The organism is Rhizobium rhizogenes NBRC 13257, assembly GCF_000696095.1.
GTDB classification, from domain to species: Bacteria; Pseudomonadota; Alphaproteobacteria; order Rhizobiales; family Rhizobiaceae; genus Rhizobium; species Rhizobium rhizogenes.
The window spans coordinates 12,917-31,131 of the sequence record NZ_BAYX01000029.1 but is presented as its reverse complement, the minus strand read 5'-3'; the positions used below and the strand labels follow the sequence as shown (position 1 = coordinate 31,131).

The window sequence follows — 18,215 nt, the reverse complement described above, 5'->3', positions numbered from 1 at the left end:
ATGCTGACGGTATGATTCATTGTTTAAATTCGACTGATGAAAACGGCCGCTCCAAGATGAGCGGCCAGATGGTCATACCAATACTTTCATATGGGATCGTGAACGCCGCTCAGGCGGCACTTCGCAGTGCCGCCGCCTCTTTCCCTTCGAGACTTGACAACACACTGCAGGAAACAAAAGTTCCCTTTGCCATTTTCATTCTCCTCAGTGGTGGCCGCTCCTTCATTTTCAGAACGCGCCTGTTTTTGTTGTGCAATGCTTTCAAACCGCGACCATCGCACCCTTTTAGCCACCTGCATCGAGGCCCCGACACCTTGCGCCACGGTCTATAATTTTACGCTTAGTCGGATGAACACACCCGTGGACTTGGCCACGTTGCGGCCATAGACGCTCTGGATGCCCTTGATGGTGAGGTTGGCAGGATGATCGTTCATCATGAAATCGCGAGAAATGATCGGTCCAAATCCGATGACTTCCGAACGATTGCCGTTGTTGGGATGGACCACTCCGCCGATCGTGTCGTCCTCAAGCTGGGTATACGCCATCCCCGCCAGACCGTATTTCCATTGACCTTTCATCATGACCACCGCCCAGTCGAGGCTCAGCACGGAACCGGTTTGGTACTGCGTGTCCTTGTTCTCGGTATACATGTGATAGAAAAGCCGGCCGTTGAGCTGCACGGCGTCCCCGAATATATCCGGCAGAGGGCTTGGAGCCGTGTAGGTGAGCGCGATGTTCGGAGAGAAACCCCAGAAGTTGGCGCTGTTGTTGATAGGACTTACCTTGTCGTAGTTTCCGGTCGGAATCGTCAAACCCAAGCCGACGAGGACGGCTGTACCGAATGGCCTCTGAACATCATCCTGGGACTGTCTGAGGGCGGCATCGCTTGGAAAATACCGGCTCCACATCAGCACGTCAGAATAGATGTCCTTGACGCCGCTGGAGCAATTCTTAGCGTATTGGGCCACGCCGAAGCAGAGCCGTTCGTAGCCCGTGAAAAGCGTGGATGCTAGCTGGCCACCGTAGAATTTGCCTGGATAGGAGTAGAGTATTCCGACACCACCAAGGGTATCATTTCCTCTCGATCTTAATTGAGTGCCACCGTCATCATAGTAGTCGGAGAAGCCGACCGTGGCCCCGATGCCGGACACCCATAGCCCTTCGGGGGGGAGAAATGCCGCATTGATATCGGTACCCCCGATAGGTCCTGCTGCCGCGATCGATTCCGCGGCAATTGCCGCTGCGGATTGCAGCCCCATTGCAATGACGAACGCGCCGCACAGCGCTCCAGGCGAAAGTTTTGCCCCAGACATTCTGTATTTCCTCCCCTTTTCAACGAGTAGGGCGCCCCCTCTGGCGACCCCGTCATGGCATTTGTCAGCTACGTTCCGGCAAGCGTCTCCTCCCGCATGCCGGAACGGAAATGGTGTCAGCGTGTGTGGAATTCGGTCGATACGCGCTCAAACTCCGTTTTGCGCTCGATCTGCACCCAGTGGCCGCAATGCGAGAAGCTATGCAACTCGACCTCGGGCAGCAGCCGGTTCGCCAGATGGGCGTGATCGTAAGGCAGCATTCGGTCGTCACGCCCCCACAGCAGCAATGTCGGCGTTTTGATGGTCCCCGACCGGGTCCAAAGCGGCGGAACGCCCTGGCGCAGCGCGGGGTTGAACATCGCTCCGAATATTGCCTTCATCCGGGGGATGACACCCTCGGACAGCGCGTTTTTCATCCGCTCGTCGATCAGTTCGTCAGTAATCAGGCGATGGTCATAAACCATGGTCTTGACCCAGCCGATCATGCGCTCGCGCGTCGGATCGTCGAGGAACTCGAACAACCGCAGGAATCCCTCGCTCGGATCCGTGCCAAAGATCCCGACCGACAGCCCGCCGGAGCCGATCAGCGCCATCCGCCGCACCCGTTGGGGATGCAGCGCCGCCAGTTCGGCCACGACCGCTCCGCCCATCGAATTCCCGGTGAACAAAGCGGACTCTATCCCCAGATGGTCCATTAGATGGGCGATGCGGCGCGCGGCCAGCGTTGCGTAGAATTCATCGAGTTTCGGGAGTTCAGTTGCTCCAAAGCCCGGCATATCCGGCATAATGGTGCGGAAGCGTCTGGCAAAAACCGGCAGGTTGTACCGAAAGTTCGACCAGGCACTCACTCCCGGCCCCGAACCGTGCAGCAGGACGAGCGGCTCGCCCTCACCCGCCTCATGCCATGAAAAGGTAATTCCCCCGATCTCGGCCGTCCTGCGTGTTTCGTCATAGGTGTATTCGGTCGTCATTTGTATCCCTCCTTCCCGCAGTCCGGATCGCGGCGACCGCGATCCGGAAAGGCACTCCATTCCCGAAACAGATGACGGTATCAGGCGGCCGCGGCGCGGCGCCGCGGCAAGTCAAGTCCGGCCGATGACGTTGTTGTGACATAGGCGCTGGTCTGGGGATCCACATTGGGCAGATCGCCATACCAGGTCATGCCGTAAGGGCTATCGATCTTCCATTCCAGCGCTTGCCAGTCAGGCTCAAAGAACTCGCGACCACCCGAGTAGAGCTCGATCCGGTGGTTCGAGCCCGGGTCTCGGACGTAGAGATACATTGCCTGACCGATGCCGTGTTTGCCTGGACCTGCATCGATCTGGATGTCGAGGTCTCGCAACTGGTCCGCCGCCGTCAAGATGTCGTGGAAATTTTCGATCGAGAAGGCGACGTGATGGAATTGCGCGTCCTGTCCGTTGGGTGAGGCACCGATCGCGATATCATGCAGTTTCGAGTTCACCGACATCCATGAGGCGACGATGAAATCCGGGTTCTGCGGCAAGGTCAGGAATTCGCGCCGCCTGAAGCCCAGCCTTTCGCGCAGCCAGCCCTCGGCCTGAACGATGGTCGCAGGACCAGTCATAATGTTAAGATGGTCGAGACGCCGTACGCCGAACCCGCGACGACGCGAGCTGTTGCCCAAAAGATGAGAGCTTAGCCCCTCGACCGCCCTCGGCTTGTCGATGTCGTAATAAAGTTCGATCGGGTGGCCGCCGCCGGGCAGCAAAAAGCGGATCGCCTCGCCACGTCCGGTCTCGGTGCCGGCGGGGACCACCTTCACCTCGACGCCTTCGGCGGTGAACTGTTCATGGAACAGCTCCACATCCTGCGGCCGGGCGACGCGGAAGCTGTAAGTGTTGATTACCGCCTGATCCTGCTGGGTCAGCACCAGCGAGTGGTGGTCGAATTCCTGATAGCCGCGCAGATAGGCGACACCATCACTTTCGGCGGTTACTTCCATGCCAAACAGGTCGCGGAAGAACCACAGCGAGCGTTCGAGGTTCGGTGTCCCTATATTGATGCCGCCGGCATGGGCGATGCGGGGACCGGGGTCGTAGGTGTGAGTCATATTTGTCTCCTCCTGGTATGGTTCGATGTGGATGCGGCGCGGCGCACCCATGAAAAGGGCTCGGAGCTCAGTTGGATTGACCAATGAGGTTCAAGGCGATGTCCGTCAGCATGTCTTCCTGCCCTCCGACCAGCTTGCGCTTGCCGGCTTCGATCAGGATATCGCGGGCATCCACGCCATAGGTAGCCGCGGCGTTTTCCGCATGACGCAGGAAACTGCCGTACACACCGGCATAGCCAATAGTCAGGGTCTGGCGATCCACACGGACAGGGCGGTCCTGCAGTGGCCGGACCAGATCGTCCGCTGCGTCCTCCAGCGCGAAAAGATCGCAGCCGGTTTCCCAGCCCAGCAGATTAGCCACCGCAACAAACGGCTCGATAGGAGTGTTGCCGGCCGCGGCGCCATGACCGGCGAGCGATGCGTCGATCCTCCAAGCGCCTTCCTCAATGGCCGCAACCGAATTCGCGACCGCCAGCGAGAGGTTCTCGTGGCAATGGATGCCGATCTGGGTTTCGGGCTTCAGCACGTCCTTGTAGGCACGCACGCGGTCGCGCACCCCCTCGGTCGTCAGCCGTCCTGCAGAATCGGTGATATAGACGCAATGCGCACCGTAGGATTCCATGAGCCGCGCTTGGCTGGCCAGTTGAGCAGGCTCGCTCATGTGTGCCATCATCAGGAAGCCCGATACGTCCATGCCGAGGTTGCGGGCCTCTGCGATGTGCTGAGCGGCGACATCAGCCTCGGTGCAATGGGTGGCGACGCGGACTGAACGAACCCCCAGCTCATAGGCGCGGCGCAACTCGACAATGGTGCCGACGCCGGGCAGCAGCAGCGTGGTGATAACCGCCCGTTCCGCAGCCTCGACGGCGGCCTCGATCCACTCCCAATCCGTGTTCGAACCGGCACCATAGTTCAGGCTATTGCCGGCCAGGCCATCGCCATGACTGACCTCGATCGCGGCGACACCGGCCTTGTCGAGCGCCCGGACGATCTCCCCCAGTTTTTTCGGATCCAGACGATGGCGCAGCGCATGCATGCCATCGCGCAGGGTAACGTCCTGGACATAAAGTTTCTTGGTCATCACGCCACCTCTTTCGCGCGCACGGCTATCTGTTCAGCCACGCGCATTGCAGCCGAGGTCATGATGTCGAGATTGCCGGCATAGGCGGGCAGGTAATGCGCCGCACCTTCGACCTCCAGGAAAATAGTCACCTTGGTATCGACCGACCCCGAGCCCTCGGGCAGCAGGGTGGCGATCTCAGCCGGATCGACCGGAGTGAACTGCACTTCCTGCACAAGCCGGTAGCCCGGCACATAGATCGCAACCTCGGCCACCATGTCTTTGATGGACTTGCGGATCTTGTCCTGATCCGCGCCACCGACCAGGCAGTAGACTGTATCGCGCATGATGAGCGGAGGCTCCGCCGGGTTTAGGATGATGATCGCCTTTCCCCGTTTCGCTCCGCCGACTTGTTCGATGGCATGGGCGGTGGTTTCGGTGAACTCATCGATATTGGCCCGCGTTCCCGGTCCGGCCGATTTCGAGGACACGGAGGCCACGATCTCGGCATAGGGCACATCGGTCACGCGCGACACGGCCGCCACCATCGGAATAGTTGCCTGACCGCCGCAAGTAACCATATTGATGTTGGGTGCGCCGAGATGCTCGCCGAGATTCACCGGCGGAATGACGAACGGGCCGATGGCCGCAGGCGTCAGGTCTATCAGCCGCAGCCCGTAGGGCTCCAGACGTTTGGCATTGACGACGTGAGCCGAGGCGCTGGTCGCGTCCATCACAATGCCCACCTGCTTGAATTCGGGCATGGCGATAAGTCCTTCGACACCACCAGCGGTCGTCGCGACCCCCAACCGCGCCGCCCGCGCCAATCCGTCCGAGGCAGGATCGATCCCCACCATCGCCACCATGCCTAGATTCTCGGAGTGACGCAGGATCTTGATCATCAGATCCGTGCCGATGTTCCCCGAACCCACAATCGCGACACCAATGCGATCTGTCATTGTTCTCCCCCTTCTTCTTTTGAAAACCGCGCGATGATCGTTCCCAGGGGCTCAATCTTCGCTTCAAAGACATCACCGGGACGGACCGGCACCATCGGTCCGAGCGCGCCCGACAGCACGATATCGCCCGCGCGCAGCGGTGCACCGATCTCGATCGCGGTGCGGGCAAGCCAGGCAAGTGCATTCAGCGGATCATCCAGACAATCTCGCCCGGTCCCTTGTGAAACCACCTCACCATTTCGCAGCATGGTCATCACCACGTCTGCAGGCTGCACCGCGTCGAGCGCGACGCCTTGTGCTCCGATTACGAAGACACCCGACGAGGCATTGTCGGCCACTGTGTCAGTGATGCCGATGCGCCAGTCAGCAATCCGGCTATCGACGACTTCCAGGGAGGGAAACGCCTGCGCGACGGCGTCGCGCACGACAACCAGATCCGAAGCGTCCAAAATGTCCTTGGCGAGCAGAAAGGCGATCTCCGCTTCTGCCTTGGGCTGCAGCAAACGCGAAAACGGAATCTCCGCACCGTCCGCGAACTGCATGTCGTCAAAGAGCACGCCGAAGTCGGGACGATTCACCCCAATCTGCGCCTGGACTGCGCGCGAGGTCAGACCAATCTTGCGGCCGACAAGTCGTGCGCCCCCGGAGATCCGTCGTTCCGTGATGCGCCTCTGCACCTCATAGGCAGCATCGATGTCATCGGGACCAAGCAAATCGGCGACAGGTTCACACGGGGCGCTACGGGCGCTTGCCCGCTCCAGTCGCTCGACGGCCGCCGTCAGATTTTCAGGGGCGACCGTCAATTGCCGGCTCCCTTTGCGCCCGCTGGCGGTGCGGAGCGGGCGTTCAGCAACGCGTGTTCGACTGAATTCAAATCGCACATCATCAGTTTTCCTCCCTGCAAATGCCGGACCTTCCGATCCGGTTACAAAAAACTTCAACGGGCCTTCCTGGCACTGCAAAATTTCCGGGACGCGATTTCCTCTCATCGTGTCACGCGCAGCTGCCGGCCTAAATCGCGAACGGCATCTTGCGATCCGGACACTCATCAGTCCTCAGCGTCGGACCGTTTTTGCACCTTGGGTGATCACAGCAATGTGTGCATTACCCACCTGGATAATATCGGCGGCTCGTTTTGGGCCTCTGCGTGCTGCGAGGGCCAAGTTGGGCACGCCAAGTGCCAATCGCTGGAGTCCAATCGACGGAAAAATCATAGAAATGCGTAAAGCCCGGTGAGCGTACCCAGGAGCACGACGCAATAGGCCTCGAATGCTGCGCGCATCGCCAAGGGTGCGTGGCACAATTCCATGAAGTCCAGTCCGACAAACCGGACCTTGATCACCGCAAAAGCCAGAACGATGACGGCGATCAGCGTACTGTCTTCGCCCTCGATGCCCAGGATCGAACCAAGGATCGACAGTGCGACCAGGATTGCCCAGGTGAGTGCGACGCGGAAGGGAACAAGTTCTTTCAGCGCCATGGCTTACCCCAACAGATAGAGAAGCGGAAAAATGACGATCCAGAGAAGGTCGACGAGATGCCAGTAACAAACACAAGACTGGATTGTGGACAGGTTCTGGCCTGTTAATTCCCGCGGTTGCCTCGCCTTGGCGATCATGATTCCAAGGGTGACGAAGCCGATCAGCACATGGATCAGGTGCACGCCGGTGAGAATGAAGAAATAGGTGAAGTAAAGGTTCGAACCAGGACCGTTTCCTGCGGAAACCAAATGCGTGTACTCGACACATTTGAGTATCACGAAGGTTCCGCCGCAGAATAATGCTCCCCAAAGTGCCCGCACAGCGATCGGATTTGCGCGCCCGCGAACCGCACTCACCGCTATCACCACCAGAAGGGAGCTGATCAGAAGGATGATCGTGTTGATGACGCCGATCGTCACACCAAAAGATTGTCGCGAGGCCTGGAACAGCAAACGGTGATCGGCGCGTTCGACCAGATAAGAGGCGAAGAAGACAACGAAGATCGCCATATCACCAAACAGGAAAACCCAGAGGCCGGGCTCGCCGGGAATTTCTCTCTGCTGGAGCATATCTGACGATGGGCCTGCAACCGTATCAGACATCGGAATCACCCCTTTCAGGATAATCCTGCAAGGATGCCGCCATGTGCTGCGCGATCATTCCTTTACCCCCCCTCAGGTTCGCCCGCTGTCGTTTACCGGAGAACGACAAGCGGAACTCCCTCCGCTCCCAAAGTCGCGCCATTGTCGGCAATCGCTAGCCTGCGTTATGGAACGCCGGCTACGCATTGCCCATATGGTCAACGCTTCGATATTTTTTGAGGATGGTAAGACGCCGCATTTCCACCCACCACGCCACTAAAAGCGCGGTGCTGGCACAAAGTTATATGCGTTGAACAACGAAAGCGATGATCGAGGCGTGAGTTCAGCCCCGGCTTTAAAGCCGGCTTGTGCGGCCATGCACGCCCATCGCGCGCTCGGCATTTATCCTGATCTTATCCAGACCAGACAATAAGGCGCGTTCTTCTTGCTCGGAAATCCCGTCGAGAAGCGTTTCGAACAATGTCGGACCGCCGGAAACGATTGCATCGAAGACCGGACTTACGCCCTCAAGCAGGAAGACGCATAGGACCCTCTGATCGTCTTTGTCAGGCCTGCGTTCGATCCACCCCTTTGCCTCGAGGCGGTCGAACAACTTTCCAGCGGCCGATCTGCCCATCTGCATGACGCGCGCAAGATCAGACTGGCTTTGACCTTCGTTCAGCATGATGTGCATGATCGCCCACCATTGCGCCCGAGTGAGATTATGAGGCTCCATTACCTTGTCGAAATGCGTGCTGATCAGTCTCGAAAGCTCATGGATCGTGTAAAGCAGATCACCGTGCCGGAGCTGCGTTGCGTCGGGATTGAGACGGGTGACTAAATTCGAGTTGATGATTCTGCGTTCTGTCATGTCTTTGGCATTTATCAATCTTCGCTCTGTGGTCTGCCCTCTAATCTCCCATAAACACCTCGCCCTGACCACCCCTCGTGTCGGGCGACCACACGTTGCCGTGCACCGACACGGCTAGACCGGGAGCAATGCGCATCAACTCCGTGGCTGTGACGCCATCGTCTTCGGATAACAGCACGGTCAGCCCATTTACGTCGCCGATTTGCATGGGCATTCGGGAAAAATTGCGAGGGAATGAGGCGTTCATGGCCACTACGTGGCCGATCATGTCAGGACGCAGCAAGGCCAGCAACAAAGCGACCGTGCCGCCCTCGCCTTGCCCGAGAAGGTTCAGGCGCGAATGCCCATCAATGTCCCTCATATCATTGAGCAACCGGTCGAGTTGATAGAGTGCGTCGCCAAGCGTGGACAATTCCGGCTGGTGCAGAGGGCCGATGAACCAGAAGTTGCCCTTGGGCGGAGCAAGGCTGCCGCGCGTCTGGGTCCGGGCGCTTCGCACGGCAATGCGACGCGTGTCCGGTGCAAGCTGGGTTTCACCCAACATACGCGCGGCGGCAAGACTGCCATGGCGATCGTGAAGGATCAGCCACGGCTCTCCGGTCTCGGGTCCGTCGAAGGCTAGGTGGAGAAGACTATGGCGTTTCGCTGTCATGACCTCAGATCCCAGATGTCACAGAACGGTCCCGATATCTCTCCGACGGATCAACTGCGCCGCGCAGCATGCTCTCCCGCAATAAAGCCGAAGGTGATGGCAAGACCCAGCGTTCCTCCCGCCCCCCAGTAGGACTGCCCCGAGGGCGAGGCGCCCGCGTTGCCGGCGACATAAAGTCCGTCGATCGGCTGATCGTGGGTATCGAGCACCCGGGAATGCTCGTCATAGACCGCACCACCTTTGGTATCGAGCGTGCCGGCGGCAAGCGCGATGGCATAATACGGACCTTTGTCGGAAATCGGATGAAGCCAAGGGTTCGGCCCCTTCACCTCGAAGCCCTTCGGCGGCGCGAAGTACTGGTCAATCGGCGCTTCCCCGCGCAGGTAATCCGTGTCCTTGCCGGTCTCGGCAAAGCCTTTGAAACGGACGAGCGTTTCTTTCAGGCCGTCGAGGAAGTTGCCGTCCAGTCGAAAATGCCCGATCTGGTGTTCGTAGGAAGCGAGCTTTTCATCGATCTTTTTAGCCAGGTCTTCCAGTGTGTCCGCTGTAATGATGTAGGGCGGAACGAACTCGCCGGGTGGCGGTATCATTACGCCGCCGAAGCTGCGTGCATGATCGTCGAAGATCATAAATTGGAGGCGATTGACGTACTCGCCGCGCGCGGGATCCCAGACCAAGTGGGAGCGGGTGCGCTCATTGTAAGTGGTCTTCTCGTTGCAGGTGCGGCGGCCGAATTTGTTGACCATCACCATGCTGTCTCCGCCCAGGAAGAACACGCCGAAGGGAACGCTGTTGAACTCGAGCACTTCATCCAGCACTTCCTGCTGCAGCCAGGCTTCGTTCATATTGCCAAGCTGCGCGCCGAGATCGATGGCGATCTTGACGAAATCGCCCTGATTGGTCGGCACCGCGCAGCCGCCGAGAACCGGGATGCGCAGGTAAGTCTCGCGCATATCCGGATTCTGCGTAAAACCGCCGGAGCCGAAGATCACGCCCTTGCGCGCGCGTATGTTCAATTCGGTGCCGTCGAAGGTTCTCGCCACCACGCCGAGCACCTTGCGATTTTCGTCCACCACGGCCCTGACGACCGCGGTTTCCAGTGCGATCTGGGCGCCGCGGCCTTCGATGAAGGCCTGCAACTGGCCCACGAGGTCCGATCCAGCACCGGGCTCGCCCTTGCCATCAGCCGGATGCACCGAACGGCCGCGCGGCGCTTTGTTCTCGGGAAGGTTCGCGTAATAGTCGGGGATCGGCATATAGCCATAAGTGGGATAACGCACGGACTTCAGCGCCCCAATGTCCGAAAATTCCTGAAGCACCTTGCCGCCACGGTCGTACAGCACTTCCATCAGGCGGTAATTGTGGTCTGTCATGCCGAAGGTTGGGCTGTCAGGACGGTAGAGGTGCGGAAAGGCGCAGCGCGACATGTAACGGAGGGCATCCTCCTTGCGGTCTGCTATTCCGTCTGCAACCATGAAAGGGTTGTTGGGAATCCAATAGACGCCGCCGGATTTTATCGTGGTGCCCCCGACCAGTTCGGCCTTCTCAAGCACCTTGACACGGGCGCCATTGTGAACCGCCGCTGCCGCCGCTGCCAGCGCCGCTCCTCCAGAACCGACAACGACCACGTCGTATTCCTCGTTCCACGCCTGTGCGTTCGCGTCCGTGACCACAGTCGTGCCGATCGCGGCGCCTGCCGTCGCAATCGTCGCCGCCTTCATGAAATTGCGCCGCGATACCTGAGCCTTCAGCTCCGGCTGCTCGGATAAATCTGATTTCATAGAACGATCCTCCCTGAATCCTCTCCCCCCATCAACGCCGGGGATGCGTCGAACGGTAGGGGCATCTCCTCCGCCTGTCAATATTGTATCCTAAGATACATACTTGTTTCATAGGATACGTTCTGCTACTCACCGAGCATCGATGTCGAACATCGACAGGAGGATCAGGAAGGGGGAGTGCATGAGAGTTTTTCAAACGTTGACTTTCGCGGCGACATTGCTTGCCAGCGTAAGCACCGCGTGGGCCGAGACGCATGAGGTTCGCATGCTGAACCGGGGTGAGACCGGTGCCATGGTCTTCGAACCGGCGTTTCTACAGATCGCGCCGGGCGACAGCGTTCGTTTCGTCGCGGCCGAGCCAGGGCACAATGCGGAAAGCATCAAGGATCTGATCCCCGAGGGCGCGAAGCCTTTCAAGGGACGCGTCAACGAGGAGATCGAGGTCACTTTCGAGATCGAGGGTGCCTACGCTTACAAATGCGCTCCTCACTATTCGATGGGAATGGTCGGGCTGATCGTCGTGGGGAGGAATCCGGCTAACCTTGATGCATTCGCCAAGGCCAGGCTGCCTCCACTTGCGCTGGCACGGTACACCGACTGGCTTGCAAAGTTGCGACAATAGGTGCCGTCAAATCGGCAGGGGCGTCTCAAGCCATGTGTGTTCATGATCGGTATAAACTGTAGTCGGCAATGCTCTACAGGTTCGCTTGCGCGATCGATACCAAATCCCAAGGAGGAGGCATCGATCCGATTTCCGACCCTCTGAGGTGCTGTTCGTTTTCGGGCACTCGGACGAGACCTTTTAGTCCGCCTGCTCAATCTCAATCAAGGTTCCGAACAGATCTTTGGGGTGGGCAAAGAGCACAGGCGTACCGTGAGCACCGATTGATGGTTCGCCGCTTCCAAGGATGCGAATACCACCGGCCGTCATTGTTTTGCGCGCCTCCAATATATCCGGCACATCAAAAGAAAGATGATGGATTCCACCGGCCGGATTCTTCGCAAGAAACGGGGCGATCGGCGAATTTTCTCCGAGGGGGTAGAGCAGCTCGAGCTTGGTGTTCGGAAGTTGGATGAAAACGACCGTAACACCATGCTCCGGCAGATCCTGCGGCGGGGAAATGTCCGCGCCGAGCTTCTCGTAAACAGAAACTGCGGCTTTCAGATTCGGCACTGCGATGGCAACGTGATTTAGTGGTCCGAGCATTTTTTCAGCCTCACTGATTTCGCAATTTGCCTTGCATGAGATCGATCACGGCGCGCGCCGCTTCGAGGACGTTCGTACCCGGGCCGAAGACTGCAGACACGCCGTGTTGCAGCAGAAATTCGTAGTCTTGGCGGGGTATGACGCCGCCAACGATCACGACGACATTGTCAGCGCCGCGGGCCTTCAGGGCCTGGACCAACTGGGGCGCCAAGGTTTTATGGCCAGCGGCCAGAGAAGACATGCCGACAACGTGAACCTTGTTTTTCACGGCGATGTCGGCCGCTTCATCCGGCGTCTGAAACAATGGCCCGGCAAGGACCTCGAAGCCGATATCGCCGAAGGCGGATGCAATTATTTTTGCACCGCGATCGTGACCGTCTTGCCCGAGCTTGGCGACCATGATTTTCGGCGTCGCCGACAAAGCTTTCGCATACTCACCGAGGCGACCGACCAATGTCGTGTATTCCGGATCGTTCTCATAGGCGGCTCCGTAGACATCGGAAACCACTTCGGGGGTGGCGGAATGGTCGCCGAAGATGACGCGCAAGGCGTCCGAGATTTCACCAACGGTCGCGCGCGCGCGCGCGGCTTCGACCGCTGCCGCCAATAGATTTCCGTTACCGGTGCGGGCAACGTCGCTCAGCTCCGCCAGCGCCGCCTCAACCATCAATGGATTGCGGTGACGCCTCGTCTGCTCAATCCTATTGATCTGGGCGCGGCGAACGGCAGCATTGTCAATATCCAGAATATCCAGCTGATCTTCGCTATCGAGACGGTATTTGTTGACGCCGACGATGACCTCTTGACCGCGATCTATCGCTGCTTGCCGCCGCGTTGCCGCTTCCTCGATCATGCGCTTGGGCATGCCCGCGGCAACCGCTTTTGTCATGCCGCCAAGCGCCTCGACCTCTTCAATCAAGGCCCACGCCTTTTCGGCGAGATCGGCGGTGAGGCTCTCGACATAATAAGAGCCGGCAAGGGGATCGACCACATTGGTCACGCCGGTTTCATGTTGAAGGATGAGCTGCGTGTTGCGCGCGATCCGCGCGGAGAACTCGGTGGGAAGCGCGATGGCCTCATCGAGAGCGTTCGTATGCAGCGACTGCGTGCCGCCGAGCGCGGCGGACATTGCCTCGTAGGCCGTGCGAACGATGTTGTTATATGGGTCCTGTTCCTGCAGCGAAACGCCTGACGTCTGGCAATGCGTGCGCAACATCAAAGAGGACTGCTTTTTCGGATCGAATTCCGCCATGATCTTCGACCAGAGCAGGCGTGCTGCGCGCAGCTTGGCCGCTTCCATGAAAAAATTCATGCCGATGGCAAAGAAGAAGGACAGGCGGCCGGCAAAGTCGTCAACGTTCAGACCTTTGGCAAGCGCTGCCCGGACGTATTCGCGGCCATCCGCCAGCGTGAAGGCAAGCTCCTGAACAAGCGTTGAGCCGGCTTCCTGCATGTGGTAGCCGGAAATCGAGATCGAATTGAAACGTGGCATTTCCTTTGCCGTATATTCAATAATGTCGGCAATAATCCTCATCGATGGCTCTGGCGGATAGATATAGGTATTGCGGACCATGAACTCCTTCAGAATGTCGTTCTGAATGGTCCCGGAAAGCATAGCCCTCTCGACGCCCTGCTCCTCGCCCGCAACAATGAAATTTGCGAGGATGGGAACGACGGCGCCGTTCATCGTCATCGATACCGACATCTCGGCAAGCGGAATGCCGTCAAACAGGATCTTCATGTCCTCGACACTGTCGATCGCCACGCCTGCTTTACCGACATCGCCCTCAACCCGTGGGTGGTCGCTGTCGTAGCCACGGTGCGTTGCAAGATCGAAAGCGACGGACAGACCTTTCTGCCCGGCGGCGAGGTTACGCTTGTAAAAGGCATTCGATGCCTCAGCTGTCGAGAAGCCGGCATATTGCCGGATCGTCCAAGGGCGACCTGCGTACATCGTGGCGCGTGGGCCGCGCGTAAACGGCGCGAAGCCCGGCAGGGAATCCAGATGGCCGACGCTACGCAAATCCGCTTGCGTATAGAGCGGCTTGACGTCAATGCCCTCCGGCGTATGCCAGACAAGCCTGTCTGGAGATGCCTTCAATTCTCGTTCGGCCAGTGCTTCCCAATCCGCAAGGGTCTTATTAGTGGCCATCACTCGAACTCCATAATGATGTCGTCAACCGCGAGACTCTGTCCCGCGACAGCACTGACGCGCTTTACCGTCGCGCGCTTTTCGGCGCGCAAGGTGTTCTCCATCTTCATAGCCTCGACAGTCGCCAATGCTTGCCCGGCTTCCACCTGGTCACCCTCCTGGACCGCGACCGACGTGATGATGCCCGGCATCGGGCAAAGCAGCATCCTCGACGCGTCCACAGGCAATTTCACAGGCATTAAAGCCGCAAGCTTCGCAACCCTCGGCTCCCGAACGTGGGCAACCTCGTCGATTCCGCGCCAACGCAGGCGAATACCATTGCCTGATTTGGAGACTTTCACTCCCATTTCCTCACCATCCACGATGAAATGTGCGTGGCTCTGTCCCGGCTGCCAATTTCCATTGATCTCAAATACGGTGCCGTCGGAAAACCTCACAATGGATCCCGATGCCACGAGGTCAAATGTCACATCGAATGTATGGCTAGCCAGTACCGCCACCCAATCTCGGCCAATGATCCTTCGATGATTGCCGATCGTGCCCGAAATCCGGATGGCGCGACTTTGTGTGGCGTGATTGACCCAGGTTGCAACAACTGCAAGTTTTCGGGCGGCCACCAAGTCCGGTTCGACCCCGATGAAGCCTTCCGGGAATTCCTCTGTGATAAAAGCCGTGGTGATTTTGCCGGATCTGAATCGAGGATGTTGCATCACGGCCGAAAGGAAGGGGAGATTATGACCTATTCCTTCAACCTCGAAATCATCCAATGCGGCGCTCATGGCGTCGATCGCCGTCAGGCGGTCCTTTGCCCATGAGCAAAGCTTTGCGACCATTGGGTCGTAATATATCGAAATCTCGCCGCCCTCGAGGACACCGGTGTCATTGCGAACGACGACACCATCTGCCTTCGCGCCTTCCGCCGGTGGACGATAGCGTGACAGGCGACCAATGGAGGGCAGGAAATTCCGATAGGGATCTTCGGCATAAAGCCGGCTTTCAATCGCCCAGCCGGTCAGTTTGACGTCGGCCTGTCCAAAAGAAAGCTTCTCATCGTCAGCAACACGGATCATTTGCTCCACGAGATCAATGCCGGTGATCAGCTCTGTCACGGGATGTTCGACCTGCAGGCGGGTGTTCATCTCAAGAAAATAGAAATTGCGGTCGCCATCGACGATGAATTCGACAGTTCCGGCCGAGTGATATCCAACGGCCTTCGACAGCGCTACGGCTTGCTCGCCCATGGCCCGACGTGTCTCCTCGTCGAGAAATGGTGACGGGGCCTCCTCAATGACCTTCTGGTTCCGGCGCTGAATAGAGCATTCACGTTCGCCGAGATAAAGCACCGTTCCGTGCTTGTCGCCGAGCACCTGGATCTCGATGTGGCGCGGCTGCAGGACGAACTTCTCGATGAAAATCCGATCATCGCCGAAAGAGGAGCGCGCTTCGTTTTTCGACGCCTGAAAACCTTCGCGTGCTTCATCCTCGTTCCAGGCAATACGCATGCCCTTGCCGCCGCCTCCGGCGGACGCCTTGATCATCACGGGGTAGCCAATGGAGGAGGATATTCTCACGGCCTCGTCGGCGTCGGCAATCAGACCCATGTGACCAGGTACCGTCGAAACACCGGTTTCGGCCGCCAGCTTCTTCGAGGTGATCTTGTCGCCCATCGCCTGGATGGCGCCAACCGGCGGGCCGATAAAGGTGATGCCCTCCTTTTCGAGAGCTTCCGCAAAGGAGGGATTTTCAGACAGAAAGCCATAGCCGGGATGCACAGCGTCGGCGCCAGTTTTGCGGATGGCATCGATGATGCGCTCAATGACGATATAGGACTGACTGGATGGGGCGGCACCGATGTGAACAGCCTCATCCGCCATTTTTACATGCAGGGCGTTCGCGTCCGCGTCCGAATAAACGGCAACGGTCTTAATGCCGAGCTTTTTCGCCGACTTGATGATGCGGCAAGCTATTTCACCACGGTTTGCGATCAGAATTTTTTTAAACATTGGCTGTCCCGCGAGTGATGTGCTCTTGAATGGATGCGGACCATTCCATCGAAATGGCCTTTGGCGTCTCTGAAATCAGGTGAAAACCCAAGCTATGAAAGAACTTCGATGCGTCGGAACTCGGCAAGAACGTGGTCCGCAAACGCTGCTGTTGGATAGCGGCTTGCGACATGATGTTCGTCAGAACTCGACAACCGATCCCGCGATTCCGGAATTCCGGAACCAGGTAAAACTGGTCGATGTGGATGATGTTTTCCTTGGCCGACGTCGTAAGACAACCCACATCGGCATTATCAAACTGAATGATCTGGCAGTTGGATGGGAATTCGTCTCCCATTCCGGGTCTCGGCACGAAACGGCCCAAGGACGCCTCCGCAGACTTTCGGAGTGCTAGCTCCTCAAGCCACAAGATAAACCCTTCGTCGCCTGAAACGGCATCTCGCAATTGAACGGCGTTTTGCATGAAAACTCACAAGGGAATCGTATCGTGCTTGCGCCAACGCACTTCACTGCGTTTGTTGCGAAGCGAGGCGAAAGCGCGCGCGATGCGGCGACGTGACGAATGCGGCATGATCACTTCATCGATAAAGCCGCGCTCGGCAGCGACAAAGGGATTGGCGAAACGCTCTTCATATTCACGGGTCCGTTCAGCGATTTTTTCAGGATCGCCGAGTTCCGACCGATAAAGAATTTCGGTCGCGCCCTTCGCTCCCATGACAGCGATTTCGGCAGTTGGCCAGGCGTAGTTGACATCGGCGCCTATATGCTTAGAGGCCATCACATCATAGGCGCCGCCATAGGCCTTGCGAGTGATCAGGGTCACCATCGGAACGGTTGCCTGGCTATATGCGAAGAGCAGCTTGGCCCCATGCTTGATGACGCCGTCATACTCCTGCGATGTGCCAGGAAGAAAGCCCGGCACGTCCACCAGGGTCAAGATCGGGATGTTGAATGCGTCGCAGAAGCGAACGAAGCGGGCAGCCTTGCGCGCGGAATCAATATCGAGGCATCCAGCCAGCACCAACGGCTGGTTGGCGACGACACCGATGGTCTGGCCTTCGATCCGCGCAAAGCCGGTTATAATGTTCTTGGCAAACGCTTCCTGTATCTCGAAGAAATCACCCTCGTCAGCTATCGCCAGGATCAGTTCGCGCATGTCGTAAGGCTTGTTCGACGAGTCCGGGATGAGCGTATCGAGACGCTCCTCAATACGCGCGGGGTCGTCGAAAAATGGACGGAAAGGGGCCTGCTGCCCGTTGTTCAACGGCAGAAAGTCGAAAAGGAGCCGGATCTGCTCAAGTGCCTCGACGTCGTTCTCGAAAGCACCGTCAGCGACGGACGACTTTGTGGTGTGCGTTTTAGCCCCGCCGAGTTCTTCAGCCGTCACGACTTCATTTGTGACAGTCTTGACGACGTCCGGACCGGTCACGAACATGTAGGAGCTGTCGCGGACCATGAAAATGAAGTCGGTCATTGCTGGTGAATACACTGCTCCACCAGCGCACGGTCCCATGATGACAGATATCTGAGGGAGCACGCCTGAAGCTTCTACGTTGCGCTTGAAGACATCAGCATAGCCCGCAAGGGAGGCAACGCCTTCTTGAATGCGCGCACCGCCTGAATCATTCAGCCCTATGATCGGCGCACCGTTCCTAAGAGCCATATCCATGATCTTGCAGATCTTTTGAGCGTGGCTCTCCGATAAAGAGCCTCCAAGAACTGTGAAATCCTGGGAGAAGATATAGACTTGCCGTCCGTTGATCGTGCCCCAACCGGTGACAACACCATCTCCGGCGATCTTTTGACTTGCCATGCCGAAGTCGACCGCGCGGTGTGTGACATACATGTCGTATTCTTCGAACGAGCCCTCATCCAAGAGCACCTCAATACGTTCGCGTGCTGTCAACTTGCCCTTGCTGTGTTGGGCGTCTATGCGCTTTTGCCCGCCGCCGAGCCTTGCTTCTGCCCGGCGAGATTCAAGTTGTTCCAGCACGGTTCCCATAAAATTCTCCACGTCTCCACTAGCATTCGTTTCTAAAGGAGAGATGGGGTTCACAAAACACTTGAACGGGTGCATGTGTGTA

At 58.1% G+C, this 18,215-nt stretch carries 17 protein-coding genes; 1 reads left to right on the top strand and 16 read right to left on the bottom strand.

Annotated features, from left to right (window positions below):
- Positions 1 to 326: 326 nt before the first annotated feature.
- From RRH01S_RS32260 to RRH01S_RS32210, 11 genes are all read right to left on the bottom strand, one after another.
- Complete coding sequence (locus RRH01S_RS32260) at positions 327 to 1,313, bottom strand: SphA family protein (protein WP_042477456.1); 987 nt, start codon at positions 1,311 to 1,313, stop codon at positions 327 to 329.
- Between the two features lie 116 nt (positions 1,314 to 1,429).
- On the bottom strand, positions 1,430 to 2,284 hold the full coding sequence (locus RRH01S_RS32255; protein ID WP_042477453.1) for an alpha/beta fold hydrolase: 855 nt from the start codon (positions 2,282 to 2,284) through the stop codon (positions 1,430 to 1,432).
- An 80-nt stretch (positions 2,285 to 2,364) separates the two neighbouring features.
- Positions 2,365 to 3,435 (bottom strand): VOC family protein, encoded by a 1,071-nt coding sequence (locus tag RRH01S_RS32250; RefSeq protein WP_234711808.1) that lies wholly within the window; start codon positions 3,433 to 3,435, stop codon positions 2,365 to 2,367.
- Positions 3,436 to 3,451: 16 nt separating this feature from the next.
- A complete protein-coding gene (dmpG, locus tag RRH01S_RS32245; protein ID WP_042477450.1) occupies positions 3,452 to 4,465 on the bottom strand; it encodes a 4-hydroxy-2-oxovalerate aldolase in 1,014 nt (337 codons plus the stop codon).
- The gene (locus RRH01S_RS32240) at positions 4,465 to 5,403 is read right to left on the bottom strand and encodes an acetaldehyde dehydrogenase (acetylating) (protein ID WP_042477447.1); all 939 of its coding nucleotides are present in this window, start codon (positions 5,401 to 5,403) and stop codon (positions 4,465 to 4,467) included. The genes dmpG and RRH01S_RS32240 overlap by 1 nt, the downstream gene beginning before the upstream one ends.
- Entirely contained in the window at positions 5,400 to 6,344 is a 945-nt protein-coding gene (locus RRH01S_RS32235) for a 2-keto-4-pentenoate hydratase (protein WP_234711807.1), read from the bottom strand. The genes RRH01S_RS32240 and RRH01S_RS32235 overlap by 4 nt, the downstream gene beginning before the upstream one ends.
- Positions 6,345 to 6,613: 269 nt before the next feature.
- Entirely contained in the window at positions 6,614 to 6,883 is a 270-nt protein-coding gene (locus RRH01S_RS32230; RefSeq protein ID WP_042477440.1) for a cytochrome C oxidase subunit IV family protein, read from the bottom strand.
- A gap of 3 nt (positions 6,884 to 6,886) precedes the next feature.
- The gene (locus RRH01S_RS32225; RefSeq protein WP_052365425.1) at positions 6,887 to 7,486 is read right to left on the bottom strand and encodes a cytochrome c oxidase subunit 3; all 600 of its coding nucleotides are present in this window, start codon (positions 7,484 to 7,486) and stop codon (positions 6,887 to 6,889) included.
- Positions 7,487 to 7,820: 334 nt separating this feature from the next.
- Entirely contained in the window at positions 7,821 to 8,336 is a 516-nt protein-coding gene (locus RRH01S_RS33310; RefSeq protein WP_131597918.1) for a MarR family winged helix-turn-helix transcriptional regulator, read from the bottom strand.
- Positions 8,337 to 8,376: 40 nt separating this feature from the next.
- Positions 8,377 to 8,988 (bottom strand): alpha/beta hydrolase, encoded by a 612-nt coding sequence (locus tag RRH01S_RS32215; RefSeq protein WP_042477436.1) that lies wholly within the window; start codon positions 8,986 to 8,988, stop codon positions 8,377 to 8,379.
- A 50-nt stretch (positions 8,989 to 9,038) separates the two neighbouring features.
- Positions 9,039 to 10,769 (bottom strand): FAD-binding protein, encoded by a 1,731-nt coding sequence (locus RRH01S_RS32210; RefSeq protein ID WP_042477433.1) that lies wholly within the window; start codon positions 10,767 to 10,769, stop codon positions 9,039 to 9,041.
- Positions 10,770 to 10,950: 181 nt separating this feature from the next.
- Between RRH01S_RS32210 and RRH01S_RS32205 the strand changes: the two genes are divergently transcribed.
- Complete coding sequence (locus tag RRH01S_RS32205; RefSeq protein WP_042477511.1) at positions 10,951 to 11,391, top strand: pseudoazurin; 441 nt, start codon at positions 10,951 to 10,953, stop codon at positions 11,389 to 11,391.
- Between the two features lie 180 nt (positions 11,392 to 11,571).
- Here the strand turns inward: RRH01S_RS32205 and mce are convergent, their stop codons facing one another.
- From mce to RRH01S_RS32180, 5 genes are read right to left on the bottom strand one after another with little or no spacing between them, the layout of a single operon-like run.
- On the bottom strand, positions 11,572 to 11,976 hold the full coding sequence (gene mce, locus RRH01S_RS32200) for a methylmalonyl-CoA epimerase (RefSeq protein ID WP_042477431.1): 405 nt from the start codon (positions 11,974 to 11,976) through the stop codon (positions 11,572 to 11,574).
- Between the two features lie 10 nt (positions 11,977 to 11,986).
- The gene (gene scpA / locus RRH01S_RS32195) at positions 11,987 to 14,128 is read right to left on the bottom strand and encodes a methylmalonyl-CoA mutase (RefSeq protein ID WP_042477429.1); all 2,142 of its coding nucleotides are present in this window, start codon (positions 14,126 to 14,128) and stop codon (positions 11,987 to 11,989) included.
- Positions 14,128 to 16,131: an acetyl-CoA carboxylase biotin carboxylase subunit gene (locus RRH01S_RS32190; protein WP_042477426.1), complete on the bottom strand. Its 2,004-nt coding sequence runs from the start codon at positions 16,129 to 16,131 to the stop codon at positions 14,128 to 14,130. The genes scpA and RRH01S_RS32190 overlap by 1 nt, the downstream gene beginning before the upstream one ends.
- Positions 16,124 to 16,594 carry a GNAT family N-acetyltransferase gene (locus tag RRH01S_RS32185; RefSeq protein ID WP_042477423.1) on the bottom strand — a complete coding sequence of 157 codons (471 nt, stop codon included), beginning with the start codon at positions 16,592 to 16,594 and terminating at the stop codon, positions 16,124 to 16,126. Before RRH01S_RS32185 ends, RRH01S_RS32190 begins: the two co-directional genes overlap by 8 nt.
- 6 nt (positions 16,595 to 16,600) lie before the next feature.
- Positions 16,601 to 18,133, bottom strand: coding sequence for an acyl-CoA carboxylase subunit beta (locus RRH01S_RS32180; protein WP_042477422.1), 1,533 nt, complete (start codon positions 18,131 to 18,133; stop codon positions 16,601 to 16,603).
- Positions 18,134 to 18,215 lie beyond the last annotated feature (82 nt).